The sequence below is a fragment of the Sinorhizobium medicae genome, from assembly GCF_007827695.1.
GTDB lineage: Bacteria > Pseudomonadota > Alphaproteobacteria > Rhizobiales > Rhizobiaceae > Sinorhizobium > Sinorhizobium medicae.
The window spans coordinates 39,837-59,586 of the sequence record NZ_VITA01000001.1 but is presented as its reverse complement, the minus strand read 5'-3'; the positions used below and the strand labels follow the sequence as shown (position 1 = coordinate 59,586).

The following is a 19,750-nucleotide window of genomic DNA, read 5'->3' as shown; positions in this document are numbered from 1 at the left end:
GAATGTCGCTCTTGAGGAAGGGCGTGCTGAGGAGGGGCATATGGGCGGATATATTCTCGCGATCGATCAGGGCACGACCTCGACCCGCGCGATCGTTTTCGACGGCAACCAGAAAATTGCCGGCATCGGCCAGAAAGAGTTCAAGCAGCATTTTCCGAAATCCGGCTGGGTCGAACACGATCCCGAGGAAATCTGGCAGACCGTCCTCAGCACAGTCAGGGAAGCAATCGAGAAGGCCGGCATCGGCGCGAGCGACGTTGCCGCGATCGGCATCACCAACCAGCGGGAGACGGTCGTTGTCTGGGAGCGCGATACCGGCAAGCCGATCCACAACGCCATCGTCTGGCAGGACCGCCGCACCGCCGCCTTCTGCGACAAGCTCAAGAAGAAGGGATTGGAAAAGACCTTCGTCAAGAAGACAGGCTTGCTGCTAGACCCCTATTTTTCAGGAACGAAGCTCAATTGGCTGCTTTCCAACGTGAAGGGAGCGCAGGCGAGGGCGGCGGGCGGCGAACTCTGCTTCGGCACGATTGATACGTTCCTGATCTGGAGATTGACACAAGGCAAGTGCTTTTGCACCGACGCAACGAATGCCTCGCGCACGCTCATCTACAACATTGCTGAGAACGCCTGGGATGATGAGTTGCTGCGCATTTTGCGCGTGCCGAAGCAGATGCTGCCGGAGGTCAAGGACTGTGCGGCCGATTTCGGCATTACCGATCCGTCCCTTTTCGGCGCGGCGATCCCGATCCTCGGCGTCGCCGGCGACCAGCAGGCGGCAACGATCGGCCAGGCCTGTTTCAAGCCCGGCATGCTGAAATCGACCTATGGAACCGGCTGCTTTGCCCTGCTCAATACCGGAAAGGATATGGTTCGTTCGAAGAACCGTCTCCTCACCACCATCGCCTACCGTCTCGACGGCGAAACGACCTATGCGCTCGAAGGCTCGATCTTCGTGGCCGGTGCTGCCGTGCAATGGCTGCGCGACGGGCTCAAGGTCATCAAGGCGGCACCCGATACGGGCTCGCTTGCCGAGAGTGCCGATCCCTCGCAGGAAGTCTATCTCGTACCGGCCTTTACCGGCCTTGGCGCGCCCCATTGGGACCCGGACGCGCGGGGCGCGATTTTCGGCATGACGCGCAACACCGGTCCGGCGGAGTTCGCGCGGGCTGCACTCGAAGCCGTCTGCTACCAGACCCGCGACCTGCTGGAGGCCATGCACAAGGACTGGCGCCGCAACGGCAATGATACCGTGCTGCGTGTCGATGGCGGCATGGTCGCCTCGGACTGGACGATGCAGCGCCTGTCGGACCTCCTCGATGCTCCGGTCGACCGGCCGATGATTCTCGAAACGACGGCACTCGGCGTCGCTTGGCTCGCCGGGAGTCGCGCCGGCGTCTGGCCGAACCAGGAAGCGTTCGCCAAATCCTGGGCTCGCGACCGGCGCTTCGAGCCACAAATGGACGAGACCACGCGCAAAGTGAAGCTCAAGGGTTGGCGCAGCGCCATCAAGCGGACTTTGGCGGCGGCCTGAACGCGTCGCGCGTCAGAGTCCTCTGCGCCGCAGACGCGGCGCTGCTCAATCTCTGTGGACGAGCACAGAGATGAAAAGGCGAGATTGCAATCAAGCGACCCCGGTTACACTTGACTGACTTATAGCTCTATGGCTATATGATAACTGATAGCCAGCCGGGTATGGGTCCTGATGTCCGACGCGTACGACATGCTCTTCAGAACGCTTTCCGATCCCACTCGGCGGGCTCTTTTCGAGCGGCTGTGTCGCGAAGGGGAAAGGACGGTTGGAGCTCTCACGGACAAAGCGGGCGTCTCGCAGCCGGTCGTCTCCAAGCATCTGGGGCTGCTGAAGCAGGCAGGGCTCGTGCGCGACCGCCACGAAGGCCGCCACACATATTACAGCGCGCAGCTCGGCGCGCTCGCTCCCCTGGTCGACTGGACGCGTGAGATGGCCGGATTCTGGCAGAGCCGCTTCGACGATCTCGAAGATCTACTGAAAAGGATGGACCAATGAACGAAACCTCGACCGAAACACGCTCCGTAGTCGTCGAGCGGGAGATCGCGCATCCGCCGGAGAAGATCTGGCGCGCGCTCACCCAACCGCACCTGATGGAGGAGTGGCTGATGAAGAACGATTTCAGTGCCGTCGTGGGGCACCGTTTCAATCTGCGCGGCGAGTGGGGTGGGGTATTGGACTGCGAAGTTCTCGTCGTGGAGCCGAACAAGAAACTGTCCTACGCTTGGAATTTCGCCCATGAGGATCCGGCCTATGACTTGAAGAGCGTGGTGACATTCACGCTCGTCCCAACGCGTTCAGGGACCCAGTTGCGCATGGAGCAGGTTGGCTTTCGGCCTGATCAGCGGCAGGCATTTGGAGGCGCCAAGGCTGGCTGGCAGCAGTTCTTCGAAAATCTGGAGCGCGTGCTGGCGGGGATGAATTGACCAGCAGCACCATTGGGGCCGCTTCATGCCCTGCTTGCTCTATCTTAAGGGGAGATCGTACAAATGAATCGGAGCGCCTGGATACGTCAAATCCACCGCTGGTTGTCCATCGTCTTCACGGTAACGGTCATGGCCAACTTCAGTGCCATGGCACTGGGAGAACCTCCCGTCTGGGTGGTCTATTCTCCACTGCTTCCGCTCTTCCTCTTGCTGTTCACAGGGCTCTACATGTTTGCGTTGCCTTATTCCGCAAAGTGGCGCGGCGGACGGCCCACAGCCTGATGAGGTGGAGACAATGGCCAGCAAGACACCCGGCAAAACCGAGAGGGCCGCAAAGAGGGATTCTTCCGACGGAAAGCCGGTCCTTCTTTCCGGCGGCAATCCTCAGATAGCAAAGGGCTATGGCGACGCCCCCGTAAAGGCCTATATCGCAGCCATGCCCGATTGGAAAAAAGACCTTGGACGTCGCCTCGATGCGCTCATCGTGGACGCCGTTCCCAACGTATGTAAGGCCATCAAATGGAACTCGCCCTTTTACGGCATGGAGAACGACGTCTGGTTCCTCAGCTTTCACTGTTTCACGAAATACGTCAAAGTGACTTTCTTTCGCGGCGCATCGCTCAATCCTGTCCCGCCCGGCAAGTCAAAATACCCGGAAGTACGCTACCTCGATATCCATGAGGGTCAACTCGATGAAGGGCAATTCTCCGCCTGGGTCAGGCAAGCAAGCCGATTGCCCGGCGAGCGGATGTGAGGGGTAACAACCATGAAGAAGGCCACGGCCAACATGGAGAATACGATGAGCGGCCCGAACGAAGGAGACGTTTCTCCCTCTCAACTGATCGATGCGCGGATCAGTGAGTTCAGCGACTGGCGGGGCGAGACGCTCGCCCGAATTCGGAAACTCATCCGGCGGGCCGACCCGGAAGTGATCGAGGAAGTGAAGTGGAGAGGCGTTCCCGTGTGGTCGCATGCGGGAATAATCTGCACCGGCGAGGTCTACAAGAATGCGGTGAAGACCACTTTCGCCAAGGGCGCCTCGTTGGACGACCCTTCGGGTCTTTTCAATTCCAGCCTCGAGGGCAATACGCGGCGTGCCATCGATTTTCACGAGGGCGAGGAGATCGATGAAGAGGCGTTCATCGCGCTTGTGCGTGCCGCCGTGGCGCTGAACATGTCGGCACGCACGAGCGCTCGTTCGCAAAAGAAACCGAAGAGCACCTGACTCCGATGGACGTCGGCTCGAAACAGTGCGTTTCCCAAATGCGCATTTGCGACCCAATCCTGCGCCGATTATCTCTAAGGCAGAGCTAGACTCGCAGGAAAGCAGCTATGGAACTCGGACTCTATACATTCGCCGACGTTGACCCGAATGCAGCCGACAAGGGAGCGGAGGCGCGCCGTCGCCTCACGAATCTTCTGGAGGAAATCGAGCTTGCCGATCAGGTCGGGCTCGACGTTTTCGGCCTCGGCGAGCATCACCGGCCCGACTATGCGGCGTCCGCACCGGCGGTGATCCTCGCCGCCGCCGCCGCCCGCACCAGCCGTATACGGCTGACGAGTGCGGTCACTGTGCTGAGCTCCGACGAGCCCGTGCGCGTCTTCCAGCAATTTGCCACGCTCGACGTGCTTTCGAACGGGCGCGCCGAGATCATGGCAGGGCGCGGCTCCTTCATCGAATCATTCCCGCTCTTCGGCCAGTCGCTCGACGACTACGACCAGCTTTTCGCCGAAAAACTGGATCTCCTCCTGGCGTTGCGCGACAATGAAAGGGTCACCTGGTCTGGCGCCCTCAGAGCGCCGATCGACGACCGCGGCGTTTATCCGCGCCCACTGCAGGACCCGCTGCCGCTGTGGATTGCGGTCGGCGGAACGCCGCAGTCGGTCGCGCGTGCCGGTGCGCTCGGCCTGCCCATGGCGCTTGCGATCATCGGAGGCGAACCGGAACGCTTCGCCCCGCTCTTCCAGCTCTACCGTGAGGCTGCGCGCAGGTCGGGGCAGGACCCGTCGAAGCTGAAGAGCAGCATCAACGTCCATGGTTTCATCGCCGACACCACGCAGGAGGCTGCAGATCAGTTTTACGGCCCGCAGGCCGAAGTGATGAACCGCATCGGGCGCGAACGCGGCTGGGGTCCAACCAACCGCACCCATTTCGATCGGGCCATCAGCCCGACCGGCAATCTCTTCCTCGGGGACCCCGAGACAGTCGCAAGGAAAATCGTCGCGCATCAGAAGCTCTTCGACATCGATCGCTTTCTGCTGCAGATGGCGATTGGCCCGATGCCGCATGACCGGATTTTGCGCGGCATCGAACTCTACGGCACAAAGGTCGCGCCGCTGGTCCGCGAAATGCTGGCCGAGCAGCACAGCTCTTGAGTTGTACACGGCCGCTCCGGTACTGGAATATCCGGCTCCCGCACGCTAAATGTGCCGCGAAAGCGAGACATCATGACCCTCAACAACGACGACGACCTGGAAAGGCTGAAGGAAATCGGCCGGATTTGCGCCAATGCGCTCCAGACGATGGGCGAGGCGCTGGAGCCGGGGATCACCACGGCCGAGCTCGACGCGATCGGCCGCAAGGTTATGGAGGAGGCGGGCGCTCGCTCCGCACCTGAGCTTTGCTATGCCTTTCCAGGGGCGACCTGCATCAGCGTCAATGAGGAGATCGCGCACGGCATACCCGGTAGCCGCGTGATCCAGGCAGGCGATCTCGTCAACATCGACGTTTCGGCCGAGAAGGGCGGCCTCTTTGCCGATACGGGCGCATCCTTTCCCGTGCCGCCGGTCACTGCGGCCATCGATCGTCTTTGCCGTGACGGGAAGCGCGCTATGTGGGTGGGGTTGAAGCAGGTCAAGCCGGGCCAGCCGCTGGCCGCGATCGGCAATTCGATCGGTGCCTTTGCGCGCAAGAACCGTTACTCTCTGGTCGCCAATCTGGCCAGCCACGGTATCGGCCGGTCGCTGCATGAGGAGCCGAGCGAAATCGCAACCTGGCCCGACCCGTCTGAGCGGCGGCGGATGGCCGAGGGCATGGTCTTCACTGTCGAGCCCTTCCTGTCGATGGGGGCGCAGTGGGCGGAAGGCGGAGACGACGATTGGACGCTCTATAGCGAACCGCGCGCGCCGACCGTGCAATACGAGCATACGGTCGTCGTCACCCGCAGCGGGCCATTGGTTGTGACGCTGCCAGGTTAGGGAAAATACCGGGTAAGCGGCTTGGCCGTTCGATTCCATTGATGGATCGTTGAATTTTGATGATTTGCCGCGCTCTTGCTGCGATGCAATAAATGGACATGAGCACTCTCCAGAATCGGCAGGACCGCAGCGGATCAGGGTCGAGGCACTCGACAATGCCGAGCGGTCTGGCGGCCACCGCGATCGCCGGCGCGATAGCCATGGCGGTCGCCATGGGCTTCGGCCGGTTCTCCTACACCCCTATCCTGCCGGCGATGATGGCCGACACCGGGATTTCTCCGGGGGATGCCGGGCTGATCGCCGCCGCGAATTTCATTGGCTATCTCGCGGGCGCGGTGCTCGCCGGCTATGGTTGGGCGCACGGCCGCGAACGCGGGCTCGGCCTTGCGGCTCTGGTCTCGACCACCCTGCTGCTCGCCGCGATGGGGCTTACATCGTCCGTTATCGCCTTTTGCATCATCCGCTTTCTGGCAGGCCTGGCGAGCGCCTTTGCGATGATCTTCATCTCGGGAATAGTGCTGGGGCAGGGGCTCGCCGCACGATCCGAACACGTGCCTTCAGTGCATTTCGGCGGCGTCGGTTTCGGCATCGCACTCTCATCGATCGTGGTCTGGGTCGCGCCCCTCGCAGGCGCCGCGGGTATTTCTGCGTCGCAAGCCGACTGGTTCGCGGGCGGACTTGTCGCGTTGGTGGGCGCTGTCGCGGTGGCCGCGCTGCTGCCAGCGAGCCGCCATGCCAAAAGCGGCGGCCGACCGGAGGCGCGCCTTGTCGCGAGGCGGCCTCTCATAGCCGTGACGCTCACCTATGGCTTTTTCGGTTTCGGCTACGTGATCACGGCGACCTTTCTCGTCGCCATGGCCCGGGATGCAAGCGGTGGCCACAGCGTCGAGTTCCTCGCCTGGCTGATCACCGGTATCAGCGCGGCGCTTTCGATTTATCTCTGGCGTTTCGCCGTTCCGCATTTCGGGCTCGCCGGTGTCTATGCGGCCGGCCTGCTGGTCGAGGCGGCCGGTCTCGTGCTGACGGTTTCCCTCCCTTCGCCCTACGCGCCGCTTGTCGGCGGGCTGATGCTCGGTGCTACCTTCATGATGATCACGGCCTACGGCCTGCAGATGGGCCGGCAGCTCGCCCCCGAAAGCCCGCGCCGCGCGCTCGCCTTCATGACAGCCGCCTTCGGACTCGGCCAGATCGTCGGGCCGCTCGTCGCGGGATGGCTTGCGGACCGGACCGGAAGCTACGCTTTGCCGACCTTGGTCGCAGCTGTCGTTCTGTTGATCTGTGGAATCGTCGTTCTCGCCGAACTGCGCAGGATAAATGCCGCTCTGGCGCAATGACAGGCACGCATCACGGCTGGCAGGTGATGTCGGCAGCCGCATGAAATAACAGTAACATTCGCATTCCGTAATTGTTGCGCAAGGTGAATTGCCCTAGTTTCGGCGCATCAGGAGGCAAGTCCTTGTCCTCCCCAGAACCGAGAGTGCCGTCCCTTGTTCCAGTCCTTTTTTCCGAAGCCGAAACTGTTTTTCATATCATCCGCCGTCTGGAGCCTTCTTGCCGTCCTTGCATGGTATGGCGGAGGAAGGGATATCGGCGCTTACCTCGGCTTGCCGCCGCTCCCGCCTGGACAGGAACCGATCATCGGGGTGTCCGTCTTCTGGTCGACACCCTTTCTCTGGTTTTACGTCTATTACGCTGTGGTCGTCGCCCTGTTTTCTGCGTTCTGGTTCGCCTACAGTCCGCATCGGTGGCAATACTGGTCAGTCCTCGGCACGGCGCTCATCATATTCAACACCTATTTCTCGGTTCAGGTCAGCGTCGCCATCAATGCGTGGTACGGCCCGTTCTATGATCTGATCCAGCAGGCGCTTGCGCGCACAGCGCCCGTGACGGCAGGTCAGCTCTATTCGGGGATGCTCGGCTTCGCCGGCATCGCTTTCGTGGCGGTGACGGTCGGCGTTCTCAATCTCTTTTTCGTCAGTCACTACATTTTTCGCTGGCGTACGGCGATGAACGAATACTACGTCACCCACTGGCCGAGGCTGCGCCACGTCGAAGGTGCATCGCAGCGTGTGCAGGAAGACACGATGCGTTTTTCCAGCACGGTGGAAAGGCTGGGTGTCGGTCTCGTCAGTTCGATCATGACGCTGATCGCGTTTTTGCCGGTGCTCTTCAAGTTTTCCGAGCAGGTAAACGTTCTGCCGATCGTCGGCGAAATACCGCACGCCCTCGTCTGGGCGGCCGTATTCTGGTCCGTTTTCGGCACGGTTTTTCTGGCTGCAGTCGGTATCAAGCTCCCGGGACTGGAATTTCGCAATCAGCGGGTCGAGGCGGCTTATCGGAAGGAACTGGTCTATGGTGAGGATCACGAGGACCGCGCGGATCCGGTGACACTCGGGCAGCTGTTCGATAACGTCAGGCGTAACTATTTCCGCCTGTATTTCCATTACATGTACTTCAACATCGCCCGCATCTTCTACCTTCAGGCAGACAACCTGTTTGGTACCTTCGTTCTGGTGCCGGCGATCGTGGCGGGAAAGCTGACGCTTGGCGTCATGAACCAGGTCCTGAACGTCTTCGAGCAGGTGCGCACGTCGTTCCAGTATCTCGTCAATTCCTGGACCACGATCGTCGAGCTTCTTTCGATCTACAAACGTCTCAAAGCCTTTGAATCGGTGTTGGACGACGAACCGCTGCCGGAAATCGACCGCCAGTTCATCGACGCTGGCGGTAAAGAAGAGTTGGCCTTGTAACGGCAGGCATCAGAAGGCGGAGCGATCCGCCTTCTTTCTCGCATTCTCGATCAGCGGCAGGGCCTCGGCGTAGCTGACGCAGGCGACGTCAGGCTTGCTGCAGGTTTCCGACAGAAAGCCGTCGAGGGCTCGCCAATAGGCGCCGCCGTTCATCTCGACGAAGTGGAAGCCAAGCTGGAGGGGTATGCGCTCGCCTTCGTATTCTTTGCGAAAGGCATTGCGAAACGCGGCAAGCGTTCGTTCCTCGAAGCGGGCGCTGTCTCTGCTGTTCTCGACTCCCATCGAATGACGGACGAAGAGGTTGTAGTCCATCCCGATGACCGGGCGGTGGGAAGGGCCTTCCGGGATGAGCGGCAGCCCGAAACGTATAAGTCCGTCTGCGAAGCTGGGCCAGCCGGGCCCCTTGGTGACGAGGCTCGCATCATAGCTGAAACCGAATGTCTTCAGTGCAGGCACGAGGCCGTCGCTGAGAGACAGGTAGGGGGCGCGAAAACCCTTGATGCCGCCTTGCGCGAAATCGGCCCAGCCCTCCGGCTCGGCTTCCGGTTTGCCGGCCCTCTTCCAGGCGTTCGCCAGCGCTGCGCGGAACGCGGAAAACTCGCTTGCCCAGTCCGCCTTGCTCCAGTCCTTTCCGTCGAAATGGCCGCAGGCATGGCTCCCGATCTCGTGGCCAGCGAGATGCGCCTGCCAGACATGGCCGGCGCGCATCGCGATGTCTTCACGGCTTTGCGCGAACCCGACGTTTGAGCGGCCCGGCTTCTGACCCGGCGCGCGATAGGTCTGCTTTCCGTCAGCTCTCGTCATCAGGAAGGTGCAGGAGAGGAAATAGGTGAAACGCGCGCCCGTGCGCTTGCCCATTGTGAGGCTTTTCTGCCAAAGCGCATTGTCGTGCGCGCCATCGAACGAGATGACGACGAGCTGCTTTGGCAACTGGCGAGCCGACGGCGGATCGGCGAGGGCGAGAGCGGGAAAAAGAGCAACGGATAAAGCCAAAGAAATACGAATCATGTTTCAACTGTGACGATTGGTTTCGTCGCAGTTCGTCCGAAATTGCGGCATTCCTTTGATTGGGTGGAAAAAAGGCGCTATCGCAGATACTGCATAGCTAGCTGGATCGCCGAAACAGACGCCGTCATACGGCACTTCAGCGGTCCGACATCTCGAACAAGCGGTGACTCATGGCCATACTCCTTCTGGGCATCATCATATTTCTCGGCATGCACCTCATCCGCGTGGTTGCGCCCGGCTTTCGGGCCGGCATCATCGAAAGCCGCGGCAAGGGCACATGGATGGGGCTCTATACGATCGTCAGCCTCGTCGGTGTCTGTCTGATCATCTACGGTTTCGGTCAGGCGCGTGGCGAAACCGGGATGCTATACAATCCGCCGGAGTTTCTGCGCCATATCGCCCTTCTCCTGATGCTCATCGCCTTCATCGTGCTTGCTGCAGGCTTTCTGCCGGCGGGCCGCATCGCCGTGGCGCTCAAGCATCCGCAGGTCCTCTCGATCAAGATCTGGGCGCTCGCGCACCTGCTTGCCAATGGCGAGACGTCCTCGGTGCTGCTCTTCGGGTCCTTTCTTGCATGGGCGGTGATCCTGCGCATCTCGCTGAAAAGACGCGAGCGCGCGGGCGAGAAGGTGCTTCCGGTCTTCAAATCCGGGCGTAACGATGTTCTGGCGGTCCTCACAGGTCTCGCCGCATATGTGCTCTTTGTCTGGAAGCTGCATGAGCTCGTGATCGGCGTTCCGCCGGTCGTCATCGGTTAGAGCGGGATGTACGCGGCTTGCCCGCCCGCACCCGCTTCAGCGTATTAGATTCGTTCTCCCCCTTACAAGCGGCGCAAAATCGGGTAGAACGCGCCAACTTCTTTTAGATCAGGGCCGGGCGGCCGGGACGGGACATGGTAAACCAGGACGACAGCTTTATCCGCGAGGTCAACGACGAACTCCGCTCGGACCAGATGAAGGCGGTCTGGACGCGCTTCGGCAGCATCATCATCGGAATTGCCGTGCTGATCGTGCTCGGCACCGTCGGCAAGGTGGGATACGACTATTGGCAGGAGTCGTCCTCGTCACAATCGGGCGACACCTTTCTTGCCGCGCTAAATCTTGCACGGGAGAACAAGTCGGACGAGGCACTCGCCGCGTTGACCGGGCTGGAGAAGGAAGGTTACGGATCCTATCCGGTTCTGGCGCAACTGCGCTTGGCGACGTTGCAGGCGCAAAAAGGTGAAACGGACGCTGCGGTCAAGGCATTCTCGGGGATCGGCAGGGATACGCGTATCCCAACGGCGCTTCGCGACGCGGCGCGGCTTCGTGCCGCTTACCTCCTTATCGATGCGGGAACTTACGAGCAGGTCTCCTCGGAGGTCGAGCAACTGGCCGTCCCGCAGAACGCCATGCGTCATTCCGCGCGTGAGGCGCTCGGTCTTTCAGCCTACAGGGCCGGCGACTATGCCAAGGCAAAGAGCTGGTTTCAGCAGATCGTCGACGATACCGAAAGCCCGCGCGGGGTCATGAACCGGGCGCAGATGCTGCTGGACGTCATCGCCTCGAGCGGTAAAGCCTGATGCATGTCGCCCAAAAGTGCGCAGCGGTTTTTGGATAACGACTTGCATGGAATGAACTGCATGTCGTCCAAAAGGGCGCAGCGGTTTTGGGATGACCATAAAATAGAAACTTAAGGCGAGGCCCGTGAGTTGTATCGAACGCGAGGCGCTTTAATACGGATTTCGAGATGAGCTTTACAGTCGCCATTATCGGGCGCCCCAATGTCGGCAAATCCACCTTGTTCAACCGCCTGGTTGGCAAGAAGCTGGCGCTTGTCGATGACACGCCGGGGGTTACGCGCGACCGGCGTCCGGGAGACGCCAAGCTCGTCGACCTGAAGTTCCGCATCATCGATACCGCCGGTCTCGAGCAATCCTCGCCCGACAGCCTTCAGGGCCGGATGTGGGCGCAGACCGAGGCAGCCATTGACGAGGCGGATCTGTCGCTCTTCGTCGTCGATGCCAAGGCCGGTCTGACACCCGCCGACAAGACGCTCGGCGAGATGTTACGCCGCCGTGGCAAGCCCGTCGTCGTCGTCGCCAACAAGTCCGAGGCGCGTGGCTCGGAGGGCGGCTTCTACGACGCCTTCACGCTCGGCCTTGGCGAACCCTGCCCAATTTCGGCCGAACACGGCCAGGGGATGCTCGACCTGCGCGATGCCATAGTCGCTGCTCTCGGGGAGGAGAGGGCGTTTCCGCCGGCGGAGGACGTGGCCGAGACGAATGTCGATATCCGCGCCGACATTGGCAGTGAGGGCCCCGGCGAAGAAGAAATCGAGCCGGTCTATGACGAGACCAAGCCGCTCCGCGTGGCGATCGTCGGACGACCGAACGCTGGAAAGTCGACGCTGATCAATCGATTTCTCGGCGAAGACCGACTGCTGACGGGCCCCGAAGCCGGCATTACCCGCGATTCCATCTCCGTCGAATGGGATTGGCGCGGCCGCACGATAAAAATGTTCGACACGGCCGGAATGCGCCGAAAGGCGAAGGTCCAGGAGAAGCTTGAAAAGCTCTCGGTCGCGGATGCGCTGCGTGCCATCCGCTTCGCCGAGACCGTCGTCATTGTCTTCGACGCCACCATCCCCTTCGAGAAGCAGGATCTCCAGATCGTCGACCTGGTGATCCGCGAGGGGCGCGCGGCGGTGCTCGCCTTCAACAAATGGGATCTCGTGGAAAACTGGCAGGAGCTGCTTGCCGACCTGCGCGAAAAGACTGAGCGGCTGTTGCCGCAGGCGCGGGGTATCCGCGCAGTGCCGATCTCCGGCCACACCGGCTACGGTCTCGATCGGCTCATGCAGGCGATCATCGAAACGGATAAGGTCTGGAACCGGCGCATCTCTACGGCGCGTCTCAATCGATGGCTGGAATCGCAGCAGGTGCAGCATCCGCCACCGGCGGTTTCGGGCCGCCGCCTCAAGCTCAAATACATGACGCAGGTGAAGGCCCGACCACCCGGTTTCATGATTTCGTGCACGCGCCCGGAAGCGGTCCCGGACTCCTACACACGCTATCTCATCAATGGGCTGCGAAACGACTTCGATCTGGCGGGCGTGCCGATCCGGATCCATTTCCGCGCATCGGAGAATCCCTACGAGTCGAAAGCGCGCAAGAAACGCTGAACGGTTTCCAGCACCGGAAGAACTCACAGTTCGTTTCGAGCCGCGGCTATTTTTGATGCGATATCGGCGCTAATAAAAGTAAATCTATGTAGGAAGTCGGTTGATTTCCTTGCCGCCACTTTGGGCTTGATCTATAACTGAAGCCACGATGCCGAACGTAATCGAGCCGTGGCAGGATTGGCTTGGCAGGCGGGGAAACGGCGCGTGGCCTTGCGAGAATCGCAATATGCACGACATTGATGTGTCCGGGGCACAGGGACGCAGATCGCGTGCACGTCTCGTTTGCCGCGATCCTTCTCGAAAGCGGTGTTCTTATGCTGACAAAAAAAGGGAAGTACGGGCTGAAGGCGATGGTCGACCTTGCCCAGCTTCAACCGGGCGAAACGGCATTCATCACGGAAATCGCTCTTCGCAACAATTTGCCGAAGAAATTTCTCGACACGATTATGCTCGAACTGAGAAACGCTGGCTTTCTTCGCTCGAAGAAAGGCCCTGGCGGCGGCTATGCTCTGGCGCGGCCCGCATCCGAGATCCGCGTCGGTCAGGTGATCCGCACGCTCGACGGTCCGCTGGCGCCGATCCGCTGCGCGAGCCGCACGGCCTATGAAATGTGCGACGACTGTTCGGATCCCGAGAACTGTCACGTGCGCCGTTCGATGATCGTGGTGCGCGATGCTGTTGCAAACATTCTCGACAACATGACGCTCGCGCAATTTGCGGCGAGCGAGAAAGATGCAGCCGATGTTGTCCTGGCTCCGCTCCGCAGCGAAGCTGGCTGACGGCTGCGAGACCATGCAGTCTGTGAGAGATGGGATCGCCGACCCAAAAACGCCTCACAATGAGCCGTCGCGCGGTCGGACGCCGTTAAGGTGATAGTTGCCCACGAGGTGATGCTTCCGGCGGAGCGGGTCCTGTGACGTGTGGGCGCGGGCATTGCGCCAATAGCGATCCAGATTGTGGGAGACCTTTGTGGAGGCGGCGCCGGCGAGGTCGAAAAGTGTGTTGGATGCCTCCAGTGCGGCCTCGGCGGCAAGAACTTTGGCGGCGGTGACCGTGATGCTCGCCTCGGCTGCGTGCGCTTCTGTCGGGTCTACCTGAGCAGTATCGACCTTACGTCCGGCATGTTCGATGAGCGCGGTGGCCGCCTCGAGGCGTATTGCGACTTCGCCGATCTTGGCGATCGCCAAAGCATCCTCCGATGAATCGGCGCCGTTTCGTACGTATTCGAGGGTTTCGCGGAATGCGGCGCGCGCTATGCCGAGATCGACGCCGGCATTGATGATCTGGCCGACGGAACCGATCGTTGTCTGTCTCCCGAAAGCGCGGTGATACGGCACGACCGAGCTGCGATCCACATGGATGTTCTCGAGAATGGCCGTGCCGCTGCCATTGACGCGCTGACCGAAGCCGTCCCAATCATCGATGATCCGGACGCCTTCCGTTGTGCGCGGGACAAAGGATAGGGTCATGAGCTCGGTCGCGTCCAGAGCCGAGATCGCGATCCAATCGGCGAAGAGGATGCCGGTCAGATATTCTTTCCGTCCGTTGATGCGGTAGCCGGCGCCGTCCCCGATTATCCGGGTTATCGAGCTACCGATTGTTTTTTCGCTGCTTTCCGAAATTGCGCTGCTGAAGCGGTCGCCGGCCCGGGCACGCCCGAAGAAGAATTGCTTTTGCTCTTCTGTGGCATACTGGCGCAGTGCTTCCAGGGCATGAAAATGGCCTTGCGGGATCTGGCCGATGGAGCTGTCGGCCTCGGACAGGATCGCCGTCACCTCGGCCAGGACGACGTTAGAGACGTCGATTCCCTCGTATTCCGAGGGAATGCTGATCGCCAGCAGTCCTGACTGTGCCAGCTGGTCGAGTTCGTCATGGGGGAGGATGCGTTCAAGATCGCGCTCGCTGGCGCGCTCGGCAAATCGGAATGCCAAGTCTTTTGCTACCGTCAGAGCCTCTTCCTCGCTCTCTATGTGGCGGGGCGCAGGTCTGGTCTTTCCGGCGAATTGCGAGATGCTGCCCATCTTTGTCCCTCCAAGGACCATTGGCGGTTCGCTCACTTCGAGGCTGCGGCGGATTGCCTGTTCGCGTTCACGGGTTCCATGGATTCGCGCTCTGCCGTGTTGCAGTCCTCTTAGTATGGAGCAGGCGCAGATTTCTTCCAGCCCCAGAGGCAGGTCGATTTCATGGCTTTATGCCGGCTGGACGCAACGCCCGTACCCACGAAACAGGGTGGAATATCAGGGCCTTAGCCGCAGTGGCTATAACCTGTTCCAGGCGGCTCCCACAAAAGCGCTTGCCGTCGGCGAACTTTGCAATAGAATACCAAACTTGTAGATTATTCCGCAAACAGGATGACCGTTAGCCGAAAGGCTGTTGCATGCGGCCGGAGAAGCGGAAGTATCTCGCCCGATGCGGGAAGGAGGCGATGGGCTATAGCTGGCGCGTCGTTCCGAATGGTCCCGAGCGGCGAGTGGCATACGACCCGGCAAATTCGACATAGCTTTCTGTGTGTCTCGAAGCCCTGCTCAAGAGTTGCCCCGGTCACGGAGCGACAGCCAGCTCGCGAAAGGAGCTCACATGACCGTTCGTGGATTGTTTGCCGGCAGGTCAGCAATGGCCGCCTTGTCGAAGCCGGAAATCGCGATCGTCGGCCGCGGTTTTTCGGGCATCATGATGGCGATCGCGTTGATGAAATCGATGCGGGTATCTTTCCACCTCACCATGTATGATCCGCATCCATCGATCAGCGGGGGCCAGGTATTTTCCGCCGCTCAGCGCTGCGAGATACTCAACAGCCGCGTCCGCGATCTTTCGGTCGCGGCCGGCCAGCCGGATGATTTCAACGATTGGCTTTGCGCCAATGATGAGTTCCGAACGGCGGTTCCGGCGGCCATTCCCGGCTTCCGGCAGATTTTCGTGCCGAAAGGCATCTTCAGCGATTACGTGCACCAGCGCTTCTCCGAGGCGCTTGCCCGGCGCTCCGACATCACGGTGAGGTTCTCACACGAGCCGGTCACAGGCCTGCGAAAGCTCGCAAGTGGTCGCTTCAGCCTTGTGCGGCACGGTGGCAACGACGAGAGCGACATTGTCATCCTCGCTACGGGCTTCGGCATGCGCCCGCGGGACCTCGAGGTTTCCGAGGAGGAGCGGCCGCTTGTGCGCACTCGGCGCCTCGTCGATCCACGCCACGCGGTGCTGCTCGGTAGCGGGATACGTGTGGTCGACCAGTTGTTCCAGATGCGCGACAACGGCTATGCGGGAAAGGTCACGCTCATTTCACGGCACGGTTTCCTGCCGCAGGCGCACACGCAGCGCGCGGCATCGCCGAGCTTTCCCATCGATCCGCTGCCGCAAGGCCTGGGCCGTATCGTGCGCTTCGTGCGTCAGGCCTGCGCCGAGGCCGAAGCGAACGGGCAGGGATGGCAATCTGCGATGAACGGCCTCCGCCGCCGCGCTCGCTCTCTCTGGCAATCGCTCTCCGCACAGGAGAAGCGGCAGTTCAACCGTCACCTGCGTGCAATTTACGACAGCCACAGGAACCGCCTGCCAGCGGCCGTTCACGCGCGGCTGCAGCAGGAACTTGGCGAGGGTCGGACCGTGCTTCGCCGCGGTCGGGCGGGTCGACGCCTGCCCGAAGGTATCCTCGTGCGATGGGCCGGCCAGGATACCGAGGAACTGCTGAGGGCTGATCAGGTGATCGAATGTCGCTGTTCAGCTCCGGACCTCGGAACGCCGTTGCTTCGGAGCCTTTTTGCGGGCGGGCTTGCCCAACCAGACGAACTCGAGCTCGGCATTGCTGTCGCCCCGACGGGCGAAGTCTTGAGCTCGAGCGGACACACGCCGAACCTCTTCGCCATCGGTCCGTTGGGATTGGGAAGTCTTCCCGACATCGACCTCGTACCGGAAATCGTCACGCAGACCTATGCGGCATCACGGCTGATAGCGACAGGAAAGCGCATGGCGCTGAAAGCTGGATAGACGAGACACGGGCCAACTGTTCGTTCCCACCTTTTATTGCGGGTTCGCCTTGAAACGGCGGGCAGGAGAATTCAGAGGTCAACGACGACACGATCGCCGCTGCGCAGCAGGTCTTCGATATGATGGATTCCTTCGGCCAGAACGCCCCCCGCCCTACCGTCGCGATCATCGGCGGTGGCTTCACCGGAGCCATGGTTGCGATGCACCTTGCGCGCGATCGCGCCATGGGCGGTTGGCAGATTGCCGTCTTCGAGCCGCGCGTGCGGCTGGGATGCGGCCTTGCCTATGATACCGCGGAGCCCGCGCATCGCGTCAATGTCCCGGCTGCGCGTATGAGCATCGATCCGGATGACCCCGACGACTTCGCACGCTGGCTCGCACTTCAGAGTGAGCTGCGCGACGATCCCGAGGTGCTTGCCGGTGATGGACATCTCTATCCTCGCCGGCAGCTTTTCGGGCGCTACGTTGCCGAGGCGGTCGTACCATTCGTCCGGAGCGGGCGCATCGTGCATCACCGGGAAAGGGTGATCGCCGTAGAGCGTGAGGGAGCAGCCTGGGCGGTCCGCGGCGAGGGCGGCACGCTAAACCGCGCCGACGCGCTGGTGGTGGCGACGACGCATCCGGCTCCGGAGGCGCCCGCAGGCATCGGCGCTGTACTGACCGGTCACCCTCGCTACGTGCCGGATTCGACCGAGCCGGGCGCGCTCGACAAAATCCGGACGGATGACCGCGTACTGATCATCGGTACGGGTCTGACCTCGGCCGACGTGATCGCTACGCTGCGCACGCGCGGGCATAAGGGGCCGATCACCGCCTTTTCCCGGCGGGGCCTACGCTCGCGCGGACATGCCGACAGGGCGCAGGACCCCTTTGGCGACTTCGTCGCGCAGCCTTGGAGATCAGCAGCGGAGCTCCTTGCTCAGGTGCGCCGGACGATATCAGATGCGGAGGCGGAAGGCTTCACATGGCATGCGGTTCTCGATGCGCTCAGGGCACAGGGCGGTGAGATATGGCGCAATTTGCCGGTAGACGAGCGGCGCCGGCTTGTCCGGCACGCGCGGCCTTTCTGGGATGTGCACCGTTTTCGCGTGGCGCCGCAAATCGATGCGATCGTGAGCACAGGTCTAAAGGATGGCGATATCCGCGTCCGCGCCGGTTCTATCGCCCATTTGGCGCGCGCTGGCGAGAATGTCGCGGTCACTTTCCGGGGCCGGCGGGCTGGAGGAACGGAAGAGTGGGAATTCGACGCCGTCGTGATCACCACGGGTCCGGCCCACCGGTCGATCCTGCAAAGTCAGCCCTGGCTGGAGTCGCTCGGAGCCGCCGGTTATCTGCGCCCCGACACGGTCGGACTGGGGCTCGCCTGCAGCGAAGCCAGCAGGGCGCTCGACGGCGAGGGCGGGGAAGTGGACGATCTCTTCGTCGCCGGTCCTCTCGCCCGCGGCACCTTTGGCGAACTCATGGGCCTGCCGCAGGTCAACGACCACGCCATTTTCGTGGCGGCGCAAATTGCGGCGCTGGCGCAGGCGCGCCGAGCAGAAAGCGTTCGCTCCAGGCGCGAGGAAGCCGCAACATAGGTGCCCCCAGGCGCGGAGCTCCTGCGCGACGAGGCTCCCTGGCAAAGCCGCTACAACTTCTGCGGCAGCTTTGGCGGGCCATCGCTTACGTTTTTTGCCGTTCTGCCTTATATTGGGATGCGTCGATTTTTCGACGAGAGGTAGAGCTGGCTAAGTGGTCTGCGGCTTTCGCCTCTGCTTCAGATGAGAAGCCACGAGGTACGGCGAATGGCTCGCATCCTCTTCCTGTTGTTTAGCCTCCTGTCGGCCTTCATGCTTCCTGTCTCGCCGGCTCCGGCAGCCGAGCGGAAAGCAATCGTCCTGCACGTAAACGGCGCCATCAGTCCGGCCACGGCGGAATATGTAACGCGCGGCCTGCGGCGGGCCAGGGACCGCGGTGTCGCGCTGGTGGTCCTGCAGATGGATACGCCCGGCGGACTGGATACGTCGATGCGCGAAATCATACGCGCCATCCTCGATTCACCCGTGCCGGTCGCGAGTTTCGTCGCGCCCAGCGGAGCGCGGGCGGCAAGCGCCGGCACCTATATTCTTTATGCGAGCCACATCGCGGCCATGGCGCCCGGAACCAATCTGGGCGCCGCCACGCCGATCGCCATCGGCGGTGGACTTTTTGGCGATGACGAGCGGGACGGTGAGGAAACGCCGGGCGAACCGGACAAGCAGGAACCCCGCAAGCCGGCCGATGCCGGCGAGGCGAAACTTATCAACGATGCAATCGCTTATATCCGCGGCCTTGCGGAGTTGCGCGGTCGCAATATCGACTGGGCGGAGCGCGCCGTGCGCGAGGCTGCCAGCCTTTCCTCGGCCGCAGCCGCGCGCGAACAGGTCATCGACTTCACCGCGATCAACCTCAATGACCTCCTCAAGCAGGCACACGGTCGCTCCGTTCGCATCGGTCAATCCGACGTCCGGCTCGATACTGCAGGGCTCTTCATCGAGGACTTGCCGCCCGATTGGCGCACGCAGCTCTTATCGGTGATCACCAATCCCAATGTCGCTCTCCTTCTGATGATGGTCGGCATCTATGGGCTCATCTTCGAGTTTCTCTCACCCGGCACCGTTGTGCCCGGGACCATTGGCGGCATAAGTCTCCTGCTCGGTCTCTACGCCCTGGCGGTGCTGCCTGTGAGCTATGCCGGCGTTGCCCTCATCCTGCTCGGAGCCGGGCTGCTGGTCGCGGAAGCGCATGCGCCGTCTTTCGGCGTTCTCGGCCTTGGCAGCGCCGTCGCGCTGGTGCTCGGTGCCGCAATTCTTTTCGACACGGACGTACCGGGACTGCAGGTGTCCTGGCCGGTTCTGAGCGGCATCGGGTTCGCAAGCCTGGCTTTCGGCCTGCTGGTCGCCCGTCTCGCTCTTCTCTCGAGCCGACACAAGATCCTCACCGGAGCGGAGGAGATGATCGGCATCTCCGGAAAGGTCGACAGCTGGGAGGGAGCGGGCGGCTACGTGATTGCCCACGGCGAGCGGTGGAGCGCAGTCAGCAATGAACCGCTCGGTCCGGGAGAGGACGTCATGGTCGTCGGCCGTCAGGGTTTGACGCTGGAGGTGGCGCGCAAGCCAACTTGAGTCGGATGAGCAAAACTTCGCGGTTTTCCGCCCGCATACCGCGTAAACGTCTTA

At 61.7% G+C, this 19,750-nt stretch carries 19 protein-coding genes; 17 read left to right on the top strand and 2 right to left on the bottom strand.

Annotated features, from left to right (window positions below; all coding sequences use genetic code 11):
- Positions 1-40: 40 nt before the first annotated feature.
- From glpK to bacA, 10 genes are all read left to right on the top strand, one after another.
- A complete protein-coding gene (gene glpK, locus FB009_RS00300; protein WP_101795420.1) occupies positions 41-1,534 on the top strand; it encodes a glycerol kinase GlpK in 1,494 nt (497 codons plus the stop codon).
- A gap of 171 nt (positions 1,535-1,705) precedes the next feature.
- The gene (locus FB009_RS00295; protein WP_012061435.1) at positions 1,706-2,029 is read left to right on the top strand and encodes an ArsR/SmtB family transcription factor; all 324 of its coding nucleotides are present in this window, start codon (positions 1,706-1,708) and stop codon (positions 2,027-2,029) included.
- On the top strand, positions 2,026-2,457 hold the full coding sequence (locus tag FB009_RS00290) for an SRPBCC family protein (protein ID WP_012061436.1): 432 nt from the start codon (positions 2,026-2,028) through the stop codon (positions 2,455-2,457). The genes FB009_RS00295 and FB009_RS00290 overlap by 4 nt, the downstream gene beginning before the upstream one ends.
- Before the next feature lie 63 nt (positions 2,458-2,520).
- Positions 2,521-2,739: a hypothetical protein gene (locus FB009_RS00285; protein WP_012061437.1), complete on the top strand. Its 219-nt coding sequence runs from the start codon at positions 2,521-2,523 to the stop codon at positions 2,737-2,739.
- 13 nt (positions 2,740-2,752) lie between these two features.
- The gene (locus tag FB009_RS00280; RefSeq protein ID WP_012061438.1) at positions 2,753-3,211 is read left to right on the top strand and encodes a DUF1801 domain-containing protein; all 459 of its coding nucleotides are present in this window, start codon (positions 2,753-2,755) and stop codon (positions 3,209-3,211) included.
- 33 nt (positions 3,212-3,244) lie between these two features.
- Positions 3,245-3,682 carry a DUF1801 domain-containing protein gene (locus FB009_RS00275; protein WP_026183607.1) on the top strand — a complete coding sequence of 146 codons (438 nt, stop codon included), beginning with the start codon at positions 3,245-3,247 and terminating at the stop codon, positions 3,680-3,682.
- A gap of 107 nt (positions 3,683-3,789) precedes the next feature.
- Positions 3,790-4,833, top strand: coding sequence for an LLM class flavin-dependent oxidoreductase (locus FB009_RS00270; protein WP_012061440.1), 1,044 nt, complete (start codon positions 3,790-3,792; stop codon positions 4,831-4,833).
- 72 nt (positions 4,834-4,905) lie between these two features.
- Positions 4,906-5,655 (top strand): type I methionyl aminopeptidase, encoded by a 750-nt coding sequence (gene map / locus FB009_RS00265; protein WP_012061441.1) that lies wholly within the window; start codon positions 4,906-4,908, stop codon positions 5,653-5,655.
- A gap of 98 nt (positions 5,656-5,753) precedes the next feature.
- On the top strand, positions 5,754-6,989 hold the full coding sequence (locus tag FB009_RS00255; RefSeq protein ID WP_186447656.1) for an MFS transporter: 1,236 nt from the start codon (positions 5,754-5,756) through the stop codon (positions 6,987-6,989).
- A gap of 153 nt (positions 6,990-7,142) precedes the next feature.
- Entirely contained in the window at positions 7,143-8,405 is a 1,263-nt protein-coding gene (gene bacA, locus FB009_RS00250) for a bacteroid development protein BacA (protein ID WP_101795422.1), read from the top strand.
- 9 nt (positions 8,406-8,414) lie between these two features.
- Here the strand turns inward: bacA and FB009_RS00245 are convergent, their stop codons facing one another.
- Positions 8,415-9,413: a polysaccharide deacetylase family protein gene (locus tag FB009_RS00245; protein WP_012061444.1), complete on the bottom strand. Its 999-nt coding sequence runs from the start codon at positions 9,411-9,413 to the stop codon at positions 8,415-8,417.
- A gap of 170 nt (positions 9,414-9,583) precedes the next feature.
- On the opposite strand from FB009_RS00245, the gene FB009_RS00240 reads away from it, so the two are divergent.
- The 4 genes from FB009_RS00240 to FB009_RS00225 all read left to right on the top strand — a co-directional run bounded on the left by FB009_RS00240 (position 9,584) and on the right by FB009_RS00225 (position 13,354).
- Complete coding sequence (locus tag FB009_RS00240) at positions 9,584-10,171, top strand: NnrU family protein (RefSeq protein ID WP_028053394.1); 588 nt, start codon at positions 9,584-9,586, stop codon at positions 10,169-10,171.
- 134 nt (positions 10,172-10,305) lie between these two features.
- Positions 10,306-10,974 (top strand): tetratricopeptide repeat protein, encoded by a 669-nt coding sequence (locus FB009_RS00235; RefSeq protein ID WP_028053395.1) that lies wholly within the window; start codon positions 10,306-10,308, stop codon positions 10,972-10,974.
- Positions 10,975-11,141: 167 nt separating this feature from the next.
- Positions 11,142-12,575 (top strand): ribosome biogenesis GTPase Der, encoded by a 1,434-nt coding sequence (gene der, locus FB009_RS00230; protein ID WP_101795424.1) that lies wholly within the window; start codon positions 11,142-11,144, stop codon positions 12,573-12,575.
- 314 nt (positions 12,576-12,889) lie between these two features.
- Complete coding sequence (locus FB009_RS00225; protein ID WP_033043239.1) at positions 12,890-13,354, top strand: RrF2 family transcriptional regulator; 465 nt, start codon at positions 12,890-12,892, stop codon at positions 13,352-13,354.
- 54 nt (positions 13,355-13,408) lie between these two features.
- On the opposite strand, the gene FB009_RS00220 is transcribed toward FB009_RS00225, so the two are convergent.
- On the bottom strand, positions 13,409-14,596 hold the full coding sequence (locus FB009_RS00220) for an SfnB family sulfur acquisition oxidoreductase (RefSeq protein ID WP_024312171.1): 1,188 nt from the start codon (positions 14,594-14,596) through the stop codon (positions 13,409-13,411).
- Positions 14,597-15,152: 556 nt separating this feature from the next.
- Here FB009_RS00220 and FB009_RS00215 point away from each other — a divergent pair.
- The 3 genes from FB009_RS00215 (at position 15,153) to FB009_RS00205 (ending at position 19,696) form a co-directional block, all read left to right on the top strand.
- On the top strand, positions 15,153-16,553 hold the full coding sequence (locus FB009_RS00215) for an FAD/NAD(P)-binding protein (RefSeq protein WP_018012074.1): 1,401 nt from the start codon (positions 15,153-15,155) through the stop codon (positions 16,551-16,553).
- Positions 16,554-16,672: 119 nt separating this feature from the next.
- Positions 16,673-18,130 carry an FAD/NAD(P)-binding protein gene (locus tag FB009_RS00210; RefSeq protein WP_018012073.1) on the top strand — a complete coding sequence of 486 codons (1,458 nt, stop codon included), beginning with the start codon at positions 16,673-16,675 and terminating at the stop codon, positions 18,128-18,130.
- A 207-nt stretch (positions 18,131-18,337) separates the two neighbouring features.
- Complete coding sequence (locus FB009_RS00205; RefSeq protein ID WP_018012072.1) at positions 18,338-19,696, top strand: NfeD family protein; 1,359 nt, start codon at positions 18,338-18,340, stop codon at positions 19,694-19,696.
- Positions 19,697-19,750 lie beyond the last annotated feature (54 nt).

Bases quoted from the DNA above. Each gene is read 5' to 3' on its own strand.
- FB009_RS00275 (WP_026183607.1), top strand. From the start codon at position 3,245: ATGGAGAATACGATGAGCGGCCCGAACGAAGGAGACGTTTCTCCCTCT.
- FB009_RS00235 (WP_028053395.1), top strand. From the start codon at position 10,306: ATGGTAAACCAGGACGACAGCTTTATCCGCGAGGTCAACGACGAACTC.
- FB009_RS00280 (WP_012061438.1), top strand. From the start codon at position 2,753: ATGGCCAGCAAGACACCCGGCAAAACCGAGAGGGCCGCAAAGAGGGAT.
- FB009_RS00255 (WP_186447656.1), top strand. From the start codon at position 5,754: ATGAGCACTCTCCAGAATCGGCAGGACCGCAGCGGATCAGGGTCGAGG.
- FB009_RS00220 (WP_024312171.1), bottom strand. From the start codon at position 14,596: ATGGGCAGCATCTCGCAATTCGCCGGAAAGACCAGACCTGCGCCCCGC.
- FB009_RS00295 (WP_012061435.1), top strand. From the start codon at position 1,706: ATGTCCGACGCGTACGACATGCTCTTCAGAACGCTTTCCGATCCCACT.
- FB009_RS00210 (WP_018012073.1), top strand. From the start codon at position 16,673: ATGATGGATTCCTTCGGCCAGAACGCCCCCCGCCCTACCGTCGCGATC.
- glpK (WP_101795420.1), top strand. From the start codon at position 41: ATGGGCGGATATATTCTCGCGATCGATCAGGGCACGACCTCGACCCGC.
- FB009_RS00290 (WP_012061436.1), top strand. From the start codon at position 2,026: ATGAACGAAACCTCGACCGAAACACGCTCCGTAGTCGTCGAGCGGGAG.
- map (WP_012061441.1), top strand. From the start codon at position 4,906: ATGACCCTCAACAACGACGACGACCTGGAAAGGCTGAAGGAAATCGGC.
- FB009_RS00245 (WP_012061444.1), bottom strand. From the start codon at position 9,413: ATGATTCGTATTTCTTTGGCTTTATCCGTTGCTCTTTTTCCCGCTCTC.
- FB009_RS00240 (WP_028053394.1), top strand. From the start codon at position 9,584: ATGGCCATACTCCTTCTGGGCATCATCATATTTCTCGGCATGCACCTC.
- der (WP_101795424.1), top strand. From the start codon at position 11,142: ATGAGCTTTACAGTCGCCATTATCGGGCGCCCCAATGTCGGCAAATCC.
- FB009_RS00205 (WP_018012072.1), top strand. From the start codon at position 18,338: ATGGCTCGCATCCTCTTCCTGTTGTTTAGCCTCCTGTCGGCCTTCATG.
- FB009_RS00285 (WP_012061437.1), top strand. From the start codon at position 2,521: ATGAATCGGAGCGCCTGGATACGTCAAATCCACCGCTGGTTGTCCATC.
- FB009_RS00270 (WP_012061440.1), top strand. From the start codon at position 3,790: ATGGAACTCGGACTCTATACATTCGCCGACGTTGACCCGAATGCAGCC.
- FB009_RS00225 (WP_033043239.1), top strand. From the start codon at position 12,890: ATGCTGACAAAAAAAGGGAAGTACGGGCTGAAGGCGATGGTCGACCTT.
- FB009_RS00215 (WP_018012074.1), top strand. From the start codon at position 15,153: ATGACCGTTCGTGGATTGTTTGCCGGCAGGTCAGCAATGGCCGCCTTG.